This is a genomic window from Pseudonocardia halophobica (genome assembly GCF_027922425.1).
Taxonomy (GTDB): domain Bacteria; phylum Actinomycetota; class Actinomycetes; order Mycobacteriales; family Pseudonocardiaceae; genus Pseudonocardia; species Pseudonocardia halophobica.
This window is the reverse complement of sequence record NZ_BSFQ01000021.1, coordinates 80,832-93,340: the sequence shown is the minus strand read 5'-3', so window position 1 is coordinate 93,340 and position 12,509 is coordinate 80,832. Positions and strand designations below refer to the sequence as shown.

Genomic DNA, 12,509 nt, shown 5'->3' with positions numbered 1-12,509 from the left:
GCGTTATGGAACCATAATGCGTTCTCAAGGCGCGGAAAATCGCGTTATGGAACCATACTGCGTGGCCGCATCCTGGCCCCTTCTCGCGGTACGGTGCCGCCCGACCTGCTGCCCACGCGAGGAGGCCGCCATGACCACCACCCTCACCCGCGAGCGCGCGGACCTGCTGGAGTCGCTGCGCCGGCACCGCGCCTTCCTGCGGCAGACCGTCGCCGGCGTCACCGAGGAGCAGGCGCGCACCCGCAGCACCGTCAGCGAGCTGACCCTCGCCTCGCTGATCAAGCACGTCGCCGACACCGAGCAGGGGTGGATCGACTTCGCGCTCGGCAAGCCGGGCGCGATGGGCGGCGACGTCGAGTTCGACGAGGAGGCGATGCGGGCCGCGATGGAGTCCGGCGACTTCGTCGACACCCGGTTCCAGCTCACGGACGCCGACACCCTCCCCGCCCTGCTCGAGCACTACGACCGGGTCGCCGCGGCCACGGACGAGGTGGTCGCGACCGCGGACCTCGACGCCACCCAGCCGCTGCCCAGCGCGCCCTGGTTCGAGCCCGGCGCGACGTACTCGGTGCGCCGCGTGATCCTGCACGTGATCGCCGAGACCTCCCAGCACGCCGGCCACGCCGACATCATCCGCGAGGCCATCGACGGCGCGAAGACCATGGGCTGACGGTGGCCGTCGACGTCGTCACCCGTACGACGATCGCGCGCCCGGTCGCCGAGGTCGCCGCCTTCGCCGCCGACCCGGACTCGGCCCCGCGCTGGTACGCCAGCATCCGGTCGGTCGAGTGGCGCACCCCGCCGCCGCTCGCGGAGGGCAGCGAGATCGCCTTCGTGGCCCGTTTCCTGGGCCGCAGGCTCGCCTACACCTACGAGATCGTCGAGAACGTCCCGGGCGAGCGCCTGACCATGCGCACCGCCCAGGGACCGTTCCCGATGGAGACGACCTACACCTGGGCACCGTCCGACGACGGCGGCACCACGATGACGTTGCGCAACCGGGGCGAGCCGCACGGGTTCCGGGCGGTGGCCGCGCCGGCCGTGGCGGCGGCGATGCGCCGCGCGAACGAGGCCGACCTGCGTCGCCTCAAGGAGATCCTGGAGAGCGGCTGACCAGGCCCCGCAGTCCCCGGTGAACGGCACTCTCGCTCATTCCTGATGAGCGAGAGTGCCGTTCGTCCGGTTCTTCACGGTTCCTGCGGCGGCGGCCGCGCGGGCGATGGTCTGGAGGGGGCCGTCGATCTCGCCCGGGACGGCGCCGGGGGTGAGGAGGACGGCGAGGTCGACGCCCGCCTCGTGCATCGCGGCGGCGCGTGCGGCGACCGTCTCGCCCGTGCCGACCGCGCAGAGCCGGTGGACCGCCTCGTCGGGCGCCAGGGCGAGGGCGGCGCGGCGGTCGCCGGAGCGCCACAGCTCGGTGGCCCGGGCGATCTCCGGGAAGACGCCGGTGAAGGAGCCCGCGTGCGTCGGGACCATCGCGTACTGCAGGCAGAGGCGGCGCAGCCGTTCCCTGCCCTCGGGCAGCCGGTCCCCCGCGTAGGCCCAGAAGGACACCATCGCCCACACGCTGCCCGGCTCGCGGCCCGCCTCCCGCTCCCCCTCGCGGACGAGCGCCAGCTTGGCCGCGATCTCGTCGACCGGCGACCAGGTGAGGAACACGCCGTCGGCCACCCGGCCGGCGAGCCGCAGCATCCCCGGGTTCATCGCCCCGACGACGATCGGCGGCGGCTCCGGCGGCAGGAGCGTGGCCCGGAAGCCCTGTGTGCGCGGGTGTTCCACGGACACCCGCTCCCCCGCCCAGGCCGCCCGGAGCACCCGGACGTAGCCCTCGATCGTCGCCAGCGGGCGGCTGTGCGTGCGGCCGTGCCAGTCCTCGGTGATCATCGGGCTGCTCGCGCCCAGCCCGGCCACGATCCGGCCGGGCGCGGCGGAGGCGAGCGTCGCGAAACCCATCGCGGCGAGCGCCGGCGAGCGCGGGTAGACCGTCGCGATCCCGGAGCCCAGCCGGATCCGCGACGTGCTGGCGGCCAGGACGCCGAGCATCGAGAAGACCTCGGGCCCGGTCACCTCGCCGACCCACGCCGAGTCGTAGCCCGCCTCCTCGGCCGCGCGGACGAGCCGGAGGTACTCGGGGACGCCGAGCCCGTCGTCGACGGGCAGGGTGACCCCCAGCTTCACGACGACGTCACGGTCGGACCTGACGCCGGACGTCCCGGGTGTCGTACCAGGTCGTCACCCTGGCGATCCGTCCGCCGCGCAGGTCGAACACGTCGAGCGCGGAGAAGACGACCGGCCGGCCGTCGGCGAGCTTCCCCTCGAAGTCGATCTCGGTGACGATCGCCTCGGGGGTCTCGATCCAGCGCGTCACGCGGTCCTCGTGCTCGGCGTAGTTCGCCAGGACGGCCGGGAAGTGCGCGAGCGCCGCCTCCCGCCCGACGACCGGCTCCGCGCCGACCGTGTGGATCTCCACGTCGTCGGTGAACACCTCGGCCAGGTCCGCGAACGAGTCCGAGTTGATCGCCGCGAAGTAGCCCTCGACGACGGCCCTCCCGTCGACGGGCGAGCTCACGAGCCCACCAGCTTCTTCAGCTCCGCCATCGCCTGGAACGACCACTTCGCCAGCGAGGGGTCGCCGAACGCCGTGATGTTCCACATGACGAGGTGCTCCAGGCCCGCCTCGCGGTACTCGTGGAGCTCCTCCGCGACCTGCTCGGGGGTGCCGCAGAAGGCGTAGTGCCGCACCACCTCCGGCGGGATCGCGTCGATGATCCGCAGCGACTCCTCGCGCGGGATCGTCGTCGGGATGAAGTCGTGGAAGCCCGAGCCCGCGTCGAGCGGGGGTTCGACACCGAGGTCCCGGAACACCTGCGAGGGCAGCAGCACGCACAGCGCCCGCACCAGCGGCGCCTCGGTCAGCCGCCGGACGGTCTCCTCGTCCGGGCCCATGAGGATGTAGCCGAGCATGCCCGGGGTGATCTTCGCGGGGTCGCGGTCCGCGTCCTGCGCGGCCTGCTGGATCGCGGTGAGCGCCTTGCCGTAGTCCGGCGCGGTCATCTTGGTGGGCAGCCAGCCGTCCGCCTTGGTGCCGGTCAGCCGCAGCATCCGTGGACCGTGCGCGGCGGTCCAGATCTCGGGCGGGGTGTCCCCGTAGGGCTGCAGCCCCAGCACCGCCTTCTCCAGGGTGTGGAACGTTCCCCGGAAGTCGACGGGCCCGTCCGCCTCCCACAGCAGGCGCATCACGTCGATGCCCTCGGAGAGCTTCGCGACGGGCTTGTCGAACGACATCCCGTACGGCGTGACGTTCAGCTTCTCGCCGGAGCCCAGCCCGATGATCGCCCGCCCGCGGGTCACGTGGTCCAGCGTCAACGCCGTGGCCGCGGCCATGGCCGGGTTCCGCCGGATCAGGTCCGTGACGACCACGCCGACCTTGATCCGCTCGGTCTGCGCCCCGACGACCCCCATCATGATCATCGGGTCGAAGTAGGTGTGCGGGTTGGCCTGGACCTTCGCGAGCGGCGTGAGGTCCGGGGTCCACATCGTGTCCGCGTGCCAGCCCATGAGGTGGTCCGGCCACCACACGGCGTCGTACCCCTCGGCCTCGCTGCGCTGCGCGAACTTCACGGCGGCGTCGGCCGGCGGCATGATCTGCCCGGGGACGCCCAGCTGGAGCCGCTGCACCTTCTAGTACCTCCACCCGTCGCCGAAGGTCGGGATCCGGGCGCCGAGGTAGTCCTCGACGCAGGTCAGGGCCGCGCGCGCGGCGCGGTCGGTGCCGATGCCGCGGCTGCGGAAGGTCTCGGAGGCGAACCACAGCCCCTCGACGTTGGGCGCCCGCCAGTGCGGCCGGTACTTCCCGACCAGGCCGGGCATCTGGATCACGCCGAAGCTCGGCTCGAACACCAGGTGCCGGCGCCGCCAGATCGGCTTGGCGAAGCCCGGCCACATGACCTCGGCGTCGCGCTCGAAGGCCTCCATGGTCGCGCGGCACCATTCGCGGTCCCGTCCCTTGGCGCCGGGGATGATCGCGCCCATCACGTGCAGGTGGGTGCCCTCCGGCGAGCACGACGGGTCCATCGCGGACTGGTCGAACATGAAGCCCGAGCAGTCGGTCGACGGCGTCGAGGTCCAGGTGGCGAGCTCGCGCGGGTCGAACTGCGTGACCGGCTCCTCGGTGGCGAGGTAGAGCCCCAGCCAGGCGATCCGGAACTTGTCCTGGGCGAGGAACTCGATCTGGGAGGCGTACCACTCGGGCAGCGCGGACCGCGGGACGACGTTCAGCACGTTCCACACCGGCAGCGTGGAGATCACGGCGGGTGCGGTGAGGATCTCCTCCTCGAAGAACTCGTTGGGCAGCACCTTGGGTTCGCGGCCCACCGCCACGCCCTTCACCGCGCCGTTCTCGATGACGACCCGCTCGACCGACGTCCCCAGCCGCAGCTCCCCGCCGTTCTCGGTGATCGCGTCGGCGAGGTCGCGCCAGATCCCGTCCCAGCCCTGGCCGGGCCAGCAGGAGTAGGCCGCGGTGTTGCGCTCCTCGAAGTGCATCTTGCGCACGTAGAGGTTGTCGCTGGCGGAGTGGTCGTACCAGTTGTCGGTCATGCACTCCAGCACGGAGATGAACTCGAAGAGGTCCACCACGCCCTGGTCGTCCGTGTACTGATGGATCCACTCGCGCAGGGAGCGGTCGTCCCAGTCGTCGAGGTCCTCGTACGGGGTGTTGACCAGGGCCTTGATCACCTTCTTGAGCTCGGTCCGGTCGGTGTACCGGTCCCGGATCGAGCCCCAGCCCTTGCCGTTCTCCCAGATGGGCATGTCGTTGCTGACCTCGCCGTGGATCAGCTCCTTGCCGACGTGCTCGAACACCTTCGTGATGCCCGAGCCGCCGTCCTCGATGAGGTGGCCGCCGAGGTTGACGGTGAACCCCTCGTCCGGCACGGCCATGGCGCGCCCGCCCAGATAGGGGCTGCGGTCGAGCACCACGACCCGCTTGCCCTCCTTGGCCAGCAGCGCTCCCGCGGAGAGCCCGGCGGCCCCGGCCCCGATGACCACGACGTCGTAGCTCGGCATGACACCTCTCTCTACCAACCGACCGTTTGACGACGGTGTCACGGCGGACCGGATCGCGCAAGCACCCGTGCGCGGGACGCGCTCACCGTGCCCGGCGGATCCGGACCGTCCCCGAGACTGCCCGCGCTCCGCCCGTCACGTCCAGCCAGACCTCGTAGTCGACGAGGTCCCCGTCGACGGCCGTGACCCGCCCACCCGCGACGACCCGGTCGCCCGCGAACACGTTGCCGTGGAACCGGAAGCGCGAGGCGACCACCCGCCCGTACTCCTCGAGCAGGGTGTGGATGTAGCCCAGGTTCAGCGGCCCCTGGTTGACCACCCGCGACCCCATGCCCAGCTTCTCGGTGACCGCCGGGTCGAGGTGGATCATGTTCGGGTCCCGCAGCAGCGCCGCGGCGATCTTCATCTTCTCCGGGTCGACCGACTCGACCACGCGCTCCGGCAGCAGGTCCCCGACCCTCACGCCGACACCGCCGATCGACGAGGGAACACGTACGTCGGCCGGACGGTCACGTGCACGGTCCCGTCCGGCCCGGTCAGCTCGATCCGCACGGTGACCAGGTCGAACACCCCGGTACGCGCCCCCGTCTTGCGCCGCGCGGACTCGACGACACAGGTCACCGCGTAGTCGACGTCGAGCCGCAGCGGCTCCGCGAAGTCCACGGCCCACTCCCCGAGCATCGGGCCGTCGGCCGAGGAGGCGCCGAAGACGGCGAAGACCTCCTCGAGGCTCAGCCCCACACCTCCCTGCGCGGCGAGGAACGCGAACGTCGGGTGTGCGAGGCCCGGCTCGCCCGGCGGAGCGCCCAGCGCGTCGCGCAGCAGCCAGTCCGCGTAGTGCTCGACGCGTGCGGTGCCGCCGGGCATGCTGTGACCGACGGTGCCGGCGAGCTCCTCCTCGGTGATCACGGGGCCCAGCCTAACTACTGGACGGTTGATAGTCAGCCGCCTCGACGCGGACCGCGGGCGTTGCTACCGTCCACTGTCAAACGATCGTTAGACAGATCGGAAGGGCCGACGAGGATGCCGGACACCACCGTTCCCGACCTGCTCGAGCGCCGCGCGGTGGACGCGCCGGAGCAGGGCGTCGTCTTCCCCGACGGCCGCGAGACCTACCCCGAGCTGGCCCGGTCGACGCGCCGGCTCTCGGCCGCGCTCTGGGCGCTCGGCCTGCGGCCGGGGGACTCCGTGGGGCTGCTGCTGCACGGCTGCCTCGACAGCTACCGGCTCTGGCTCGCCGCGGCCCGGATCGGCGCGGTCACGGTGCCGCTGAACCCGAGGCTCAAGCCGCGCGAGCTGAGCTACATGATCGAGAACGCCGACCTGCGGCTGCTGATCAGCACCGCCGGGTTCGCTCCGGTGCTGCACGAGGCCCTGCCGGGGCTGGCGGAGGGCACACCGGGCCGGCTCGCGCTCGACGCCGCCCCGCTGCTCCGCGCCGTCGTCGCCCTCGACGAACCAGGGCCGGGCTTCCTGCACGGGCTGGACGAGTCGGCGGATCCCGCCGGGGCCGACGAGGCCCGGGGTGCGCTGCGGGCGTCCGACCCGATCCTCATGCTCTACACCTCCGGCACCACCTCGCGGCCGCGCGGCTGCGTGCACGACCACGCATCTCTGGTCGCCGAGGGCGGGGCGGTGGCGGAACGGCTCGGCCTGCGGCCGGACGACCGGTTCTGGGCGCCGCTGCCGATGTTCCACTGCGGCGGGTTCGACGTGGCGATCGCGGCGCTGGCCGGCCGGTGCGGGATGGTGCACGTGGGCACCTTCGAGCCCGGACGGGCCCTGGACCAGCTCGAACGCGAGCGCTGCACGATCGGCTTCCCCGCCTTCGAGACGATCTGGGTGCCGGTCCTGGAGCACCCGCGCTTCCCGGAGGCCGACCTCTCGGCGCTGCGCCTGGTGATCAACGTCGGAGCGCCGGAACGGATGCGCGCGATGCAGGCCCGGCTCCCGCAGGCCGTGCAGACCTCCTGCCTGGGGATGACCGAGTCGTTCGGGTTCTGCTGCATGGGTTCGCCCGACGACCCCGCCGAGGTCCGCGCGACCACCAGCGGCGTCCCGCTGCGGCACATGGAGGCGAAGGTCGTCGACCCGGGGACCGGGGAGGCCGTGCCGCCCGGCGTCCCCGGCGAGTTCCGGTTCCGGGGCGCCTCCCGCCTCGTCCGCTACCACCGCGACCCCGGGACGACGGCGGCGCGCATCGACGCCGACGGCTGGTTCGCCTCCGGGGACCTCGTCGTGGCCGACGAGGCGGGGCGGCTGCGGTTCGTGTCGCGGCTGAAGGACATGCTCAAGGTCGGCGGGGAGAACGTGGCCGCCGCCGAGGTGGAGGGGTTCCTCTGCGAGCACCCGGCCGTCGGGCTGGTGCAGGTCGTCGGGGCGCCGGACGCCCGCTACGGCGAGGTCGCCGCCGCGTTCGTGCAGCTCAAGGCCGGGGCCACCGCCACGGAGGAGGAGCTCATCGCCTTCTGCCTCGGGCGGATCGCGACCTTCAAGGTGCCGCGGTACGTGCGCTTCGTCGACGAGTTCCCGATGTCCGGGACCAAGGTGCAGAAGTTCCGTCTCAAGGAGCGCCTGGCCGACGAGCTGAAGGCCGCGGGGATCACCGAGGCGCCGGTCCTGTCCTCCCGCCCCCGGGCCTCGTGAGTGGCGATAGTCGTCATAGCGACTATCGCCACTCACAGGGGCACAGGGTCACGGGGTGCGGATGCGGGGCGCCTCGGTGATGCCGCGCTGCTTGAGCTCGTCGGCGATCCGCTCGCGCAGCAGGTACTTCTTGATCTTCGTGCCGGACATCGGCCACTCCCCCGGCGCGACCCACCGGACGTAGCGCGGCACGCGGTAGGTGGCGATCCGCCCGACGCAGTACTCGATCAGCTCCTCCTCGGTGGCGGTCGTACCCGGCTTGAGCTGCACGAACGCGGCCGGGACCTCGACGTAGTACGCGTCGGGTGCCGCGACGACCGCGACCAGGTCCACCGCCGGGTGCCCGAGCAGGTACCCCTCGACCTCGGCGGCGGCCACGTTCTCGCCGCCGACCTTGAGCATGTCCTTGAGCCGGGAGCGGAAGGTGAGCCGGCCGTCCGCGTCGGCGACGACGAGGTCGCCGGTGTGGAACCAGCCGTCGGCGTCGATCACCTCGGCCGTGCGCCCCGGGTCGCGGAAGTAGCCGTCGAAGGCGGTGGGGCCGCGGAAGAGCAGCTCGCCCGGCGTGTCGGGCGGGAGGTCGGCGCCGGTCTCCGGGTCGACGACGCGGACCTCCATCCCGGGCATCGGGTGCCCGCCCGTCGTCACGCGCTTCTCCAACGGGTCGTCCCTGCGGTTCAGCGTCAGGAAGGCCGACGACTCGGTCATCGCCACGCACGACACGTGCACGGCCCAGGGCAGCCGGGAGGCCATGTCCCGCAGCCGCTCCGGCACGCCCACGGCCATCACCAGGCGGACCCCGGAGAGGTCGAAGTCCGCGAAGTCCGGCCGGTTCAGCACCGGCATCCAGATCGTCTCGAAGGCGGCCAGGGCCACCGTGACCCGCTCGGTGGTGAGCAGCTCCAGCGTGGTCGTGGGGTCGAAGTAGCCGGGGTGCACGAATGCCGCCCGGGCCGTCAGGCAGCTGAGCAGGAACGTGATGCCGCCGCCGTGGAAGAGCGGGATCGCCGTCCACACCCGGTCGTCCGGGGTGAGCGCCATCCGCTCGCCGATCCCGTCGGCGAGCCGGGTGAGGGCCTCGTGGCTGAGCATCGCGCCCTTCGGCGCGGCCGTGGTCCCCGAGGTGTAGACGATCACCGCGGTGTCCCGGACCCGGACGCCGGGCTGGCGCGCCCACACCTCCTCGTCCGCCGCGGCCGAGCGGTCGGCGGCGGCGAGCGACTCCGGGTCGTCGAGGACGAGGACGTGGTGCAGCTCGGGGGCGCCCTCCGCCGTCGCCTCGCGGACCAGCGGGACCGACGCGGCGTCGGTCGCCAGCACCCGCATCCCGGAGTGCACCACGATCTGCCGTAGCTCCACGGCCTTGAACCGCGCGTTGACCGGCACCGTGACCGCCCCGATCTTCGCCGCCCCGATCATCACCGCGACGAGGTCGACCGACGCCGGCAGCAATGTCCCCACCCGGTCGCCGCGGCCGACGCCGAGCCCGAGCAGCCGGCGCGCGTGGAGCTGCGCCCGCTCCGCGAGCTCGGCGAAGGTGGCCCGCCCGTCCGGGAACACCAGCGCCTCGTCCGCCGGGTGCTCGGCGGCGCGCCGGTCGACGAGGTCGCCGAGGGTGGTCGGGGCGATCCAGCGCCGGGTCATCAGCGGTCGAACTCCACGATCCCGCGGATGATGGTGCCCGCGTGCATGTCCTCGTAGCCCTGGGCCACCTCGTCGAGCGAGTACCGCTTGGTGATCATCTCGTCGAGCTTGAGCCGGCCGTTCGTGTACATCTGGGTCAGCCACGGGATGCTGGTGAACGGGCTGGCCGCGCCGAACAGCGCGCCGACGATCTTCTTCTGCGCCATGGTCAGCTCGAGCAGGTTGATCGGCACCTGGGACAGCTCCGCCTTGCCCGCGCCGGTGACCACGACCGTGCCCGCCTTGCGCACGGCGGCGACGGCCTGGCCGACGTGGTCCGCCGTCGTGACGCCGACGGTCACGATCACCGAGTCCGGACCCTGGCCGTTCGTGAAGTGGCTCGCCAGCTCGGAGGCCTCCTCCATCGTCGAGGCCGTGTGGGTGGCGCCGAACTCCATCGCGCTCTCGCGCTTGAACGCGACCGGGTCGACGGCGATCACGTTCGTCGCACCGGCGTGCGCGGCACCCTGCACCGCGCTGGTCCCGATACCGCCGATGCCCATCACGACGACCGTCTGCCCGGCCTGCACCTGCGCCGCGTTCACCGCCGAGCCCCAGCCCGTCCCGACGCCGCAGCCCAGCAGGCACAGCGGGACCAGCGGGACCTCCTTCGGCACCTTGACGGCGGAGTTGACGCTGACCGTCGTGAACTCGCTGAACGTGGAGATCCCGCACATCTGGCCGACCGGCTGCCCGTCGAGCGTCATGCGGAAGCTGGAGGTGTCCTCGAAGCGGGAGCCGACCATCATGTTGGCGCCCAGGTCGCAGAGGTTCTGCATGCCCGCGGCGCACCAGCGGCAGCGCCCGCAGGAGGGCACGAAGGTGAACACGACGTGGTCGCCCACCTCGAACCCGGGCGTCTCCGGGCCGACCTCGGTCACCACGCCCGAGCCCTCGTGCCCGCCGCAGAGCGGGTAGGTGCCGGCGGGGATGTCGCCGGTCGCCATGTGGTCGTCCGAGTGGCACAGGCCCGAGGCCGCGAGCTTGACGGTGATCTCGCCGCTGCGCGGGCCCTCGAGCTCGAGGTCGGCGGACTCGAACTTGCCGGGGGCGCTGCGCAGGATGGAGGCGTGCGTCTTCACGGTGGGGGTCCTCCTCGGATCCTCGGGGCGGCCACCGCGTCGTGGCCGACGCCACAATGACTACCGACCGACCGGTAGTCACACAAGAGCCGGGTTGACGAACGTTCGCCAGGCCTGTCGGATGGTGATGTGAGTGCATCAACGACGAGCCCCACGGTCGACGGCTCCGCGCGGGACGCGATCGCGCAGGCCGTGGTCGGCCGCGACCGCGAGCTGACCCTGGTGCTGGCGGCGGTGGCGGCGGGCCGCGACATCCTGCTGGAGGGCCCGCCGGGGACGTCGAAGTCCACGATGCTGCGCGCCATCACCGAGCACTGGGACGTGCCGTTCGTGCTGGTGGAGGGCAACGCCGAGCTCACCCCCGCCCGGCTCGTGGGGCACCACAACCCGGCCCGCGTGCTGCAGGAGGACTACTCCGCGGAGAACTTCGTGCCCGGCCCGCTGGTGGAGGCCATGCAGCGCGGCGGGTTCCTCTACATCGAGGAGCTCAACCGCGCCCCGGAGGACACGCTCAACGTGCTGCTCGGCGCGATGGCCGAGCGCGCGGTCACCGTGCCCCGCGTCGGGACCCTCGCCGCCGGCCCGACGTTCCGGGTGCTGGCCTCGATGAACCCGTTCGACAACGTCGGCACCGCCCGGATCTCCGACTCGGTCTACGACCGCTGGTGCCGCCTGGCCGTGGGCTACCAGTCCGCCGAGGAGGAGGGCGACATCGTCGCGCGCCGCACCGGCTGTGAGGACCGGGCCCTGATCGACGACGGCGTGGCCCTGACCCGGGCCACCCGCATCCACCCCGAGCTGCGCCGCGGCTCGTCGGTGCGCGGGGCGATCGACCTGGTCGCGATCGCGATGGAGCTGCAGCGCATCGGCCCGGGCGCGGAACACAGCCGGGTGGTGCTCGACGCCGCGCTGCTGGCGCTGTCCGCGCGGGTCGGGGTCGACGAGGCCTCCGACGCGACTCCGGAGCGGGTCATCACCGAGATCTGGGAGAACCATTTTTTCTCCGCCCCCGGCGGGCAGCGCCGGGCCCGCACCGCCTGAACCTCGACAACTCCGTCGCGCTGCCCACCGCCGACCCCGGTGAGCGACGGAACCTGGCCCCGTTGCGGCGCAAGCCCAAGCGCCTCGACACCGCACCCGAGCTGTTCTCGAAGGGCAAGGGCGCGCCCGTCGTCGCCGAGCTGAACCCGGACCGTTCCGGCGGGCAGGACGAGCTGCCCGCCGGCGGGCAGGGCGTGCTCGTGACCTCGCAGACCGCGCGGCAGCGCGAGCTCGGGGAGCTGCTGGAGGACACCCCGCCGGACCCGGTGGTCGCGTCCATGGCCCAGGCCATCGCGCGGCGGCTGTCGGTGCGCCGCCGCCCGCGGGACGCCCGCGCCGAGCGCGGCACCGGCGCCCTGGCCTCGGTCCCCTACGCCTACCGCTCCGACGACATCGACCTCGACAAGACCATCGAGATGCTCGCCGAGCGGCCCCGGCCCGAGGACACCGACATCATCGTCCGGGAGCGGATGAGCTCGCGGCGGGCCGCGGTGCTGATCGTCGACGTCTCCGGGTCCATGCGCGGGGAGAAGGTGCGCATCGCCGCGGCCACCGTGGCCGCGCTGTCCGCGGACCTGTCCGGCGCCTCCGACCAGCTCGCCCTGGTCGCGTTCTGGTCCGATGCCGCAGTGCTCAAGCCGCTGACCACCCCGGCCACGCCGTCGAAGCTGCTCGACCAGCTGCTGCGCATCCCCGCCCGCGGGCTGACCAACGTCGGGTTCGGGCTCTCGGTCGCGCACGCCGAGTTGGCCCGCTCCGCCGCGCGCAAGCGCACCGCCATCCTGCTCACCGACGCCGTGCACAACGCCGGCCCCGACCCCCGCGACCTCGCCCGCCGCTTCGGTGAGCTGCACGTCCTGCTCGAGACCGACGGCGAGCACGACCTGCCGCTGGGCCGCGACCTCGCCCGCCTCGGCCACGGCACCCTGCACCCGGTGCACACGCACCGCGACGTCGCCCCCGCCCTCAACCGCATCCTCAACCGCTGAA

The 12,509-nt window shown here is 72.6% G+C and carries 13 protein-coding genes; 5 read left to right on the top strand and 8 right to left on the bottom strand.

What is annotated here, in order from left to right:
* Positions 1-130: 130 nt before the first annotated feature.
* Together PKE99_RS22730 and PKE99_RS22725 are read left to right on the top strand one after the other, a co-directional pair.
* Positions 131-670, top strand: coding sequence for a DinB family protein (locus PKE99_RS22730; RefSeq protein ID WP_037049028.1), 540 nt, complete (start codon positions 131-133; stop codon positions 668-670).
* 2 nt (positions 671-672) lie between these two features.
* Positions 673-1,113 (top strand): SRPBCC family protein, encoded by a 441-nt coding sequence (locus PKE99_RS22725; protein ID WP_037049030.1) that lies wholly within the window; start codon positions 673-675, stop codon positions 1,111-1,113.
* Positions 1,114-1,149: 36 nt separating this feature from the next.
* Here PKE99_RS22725 and PKE99_RS22720 read toward each other — a convergent pair whose 3' ends face one another.
* The 6 genes from PKE99_RS22720 to PKE99_RS22695 all read right to left on the bottom strand — a co-directional run bounded on the left by PKE99_RS22720 (position 1,150) and on the right by PKE99_RS22695 (position 5,976).
* Complete coding sequence (locus tag PKE99_RS22720; protein WP_051737804.1) at positions 1,150-2,178, bottom strand: LLM class flavin-dependent oxidoreductase; 1,029 nt, start codon at positions 2,176-2,178, stop codon at positions 1,150-1,152.
* A 7-nt stretch (positions 2,179-2,185) separates the two neighbouring features.
* The gene (locus tag PKE99_RS22715) at positions 2,186-2,569 is read right to left on the bottom strand and encodes a nuclear transport factor 2 family protein (RefSeq protein ID WP_037049034.1); all 384 of its coding nucleotides are present in this window, start codon (positions 2,567-2,569) and stop codon (positions 2,186-2,188) included.
* A complete protein-coding gene (locus tag PKE99_RS22710; RefSeq protein WP_051737805.1) occupies positions 2,566-3,678 on the bottom strand; it encodes an LLM class flavin-dependent oxidoreductase in 1,113 nt (370 codons plus the stop codon). The genes PKE99_RS22715 and PKE99_RS22710 overlap by 4 nt, the downstream gene beginning before the upstream one ends.
* Positions 3,679-3,681: 3 nt before the next feature.
* Positions 3,682-5,067: a phytoene desaturase family protein gene (locus PKE99_RS22705; protein ID WP_037049038.1), complete on the bottom strand. Its 1,386-nt coding sequence runs from the start codon at positions 5,065-5,067 to the stop codon at positions 3,682-3,684.
* An 82-nt stretch (positions 5,068-5,149) separates the two neighbouring features.
* On the bottom strand, positions 5,150-5,530 hold the full coding sequence (locus tag PKE99_RS22700; RefSeq protein WP_037049040.1) for a MaoC family dehydratase: 381 nt from the start codon (positions 5,528-5,530) through the stop codon (positions 5,150-5,152).
* Positions 5,527-5,976: a hypothetical protein gene (locus tag PKE99_RS22695; RefSeq protein ID WP_051737806.1), complete on the bottom strand. Its 450-nt coding sequence runs from the start codon at positions 5,974-5,976 to the stop codon at positions 5,527-5,529. The genes PKE99_RS22700 and PKE99_RS22695 overlap by 4 nt, the downstream gene beginning before the upstream one ends.
* A 114-nt stretch (positions 5,977-6,090) precedes the next feature.
* On the opposite strand from PKE99_RS22695, the gene PKE99_RS22690 reads away from it, so the two are divergent.
* Entirely contained in the window at positions 6,091-7,713 is a 1,623-nt protein-coding gene (locus PKE99_RS22690) for an AMP-binding protein (protein ID WP_037049041.1), read from the top strand.
* Between the two features lie 48 nt (positions 7,714-7,761).
* Here PKE99_RS22690 and PKE99_RS22685 read toward each other — a convergent pair whose 3' ends face one another.
* Together PKE99_RS22685 and PKE99_RS22680 are read right to left on the bottom strand one after the other, a co-directional pair.
* Positions 7,762-9,357, bottom strand: coding sequence for an AMP-binding protein (locus tag PKE99_RS22685; RefSeq protein ID WP_037049042.1), 1,596 nt, complete (start codon positions 9,355-9,357; stop codon positions 7,762-7,764).
* The gene (locus PKE99_RS22680) at positions 9,357-10,478 is read right to left on the bottom strand and encodes an NDMA-dependent alcohol dehydrogenase (protein ID WP_037049044.1); all 1,122 of its coding nucleotides are present in this window, start codon (positions 10,476-10,478) and stop codon (positions 9,357-9,359) included. Before PKE99_RS22680 ends, PKE99_RS22685 begins: the two co-directional genes overlap by 1 nt.
* Before the next feature lie 129 nt (positions 10,479-10,607).
* Here PKE99_RS22680 and PKE99_RS22675 point away from each other — a divergent pair, with 129 nt between their 5' ends.
* Entirely contained in the window at positions 10,608-11,519 is a 912-nt protein-coding gene (locus PKE99_RS22675; protein ID WP_037049047.1) for an AAA family ATPase, read from the top strand.
* Positions 11,520-11,581: 62 nt separating this feature from the next.
* Positions 11,582-12,508, top strand: a complete 927-nt coding sequence (locus PKE99_RS22670; RefSeq protein WP_037049049.1) for a vWA domain-containing protein — start codon at positions 11,582-11,584, stop codon at positions 12,506-12,508.
* Position 12,509 lies beyond the last annotated feature (1 nt).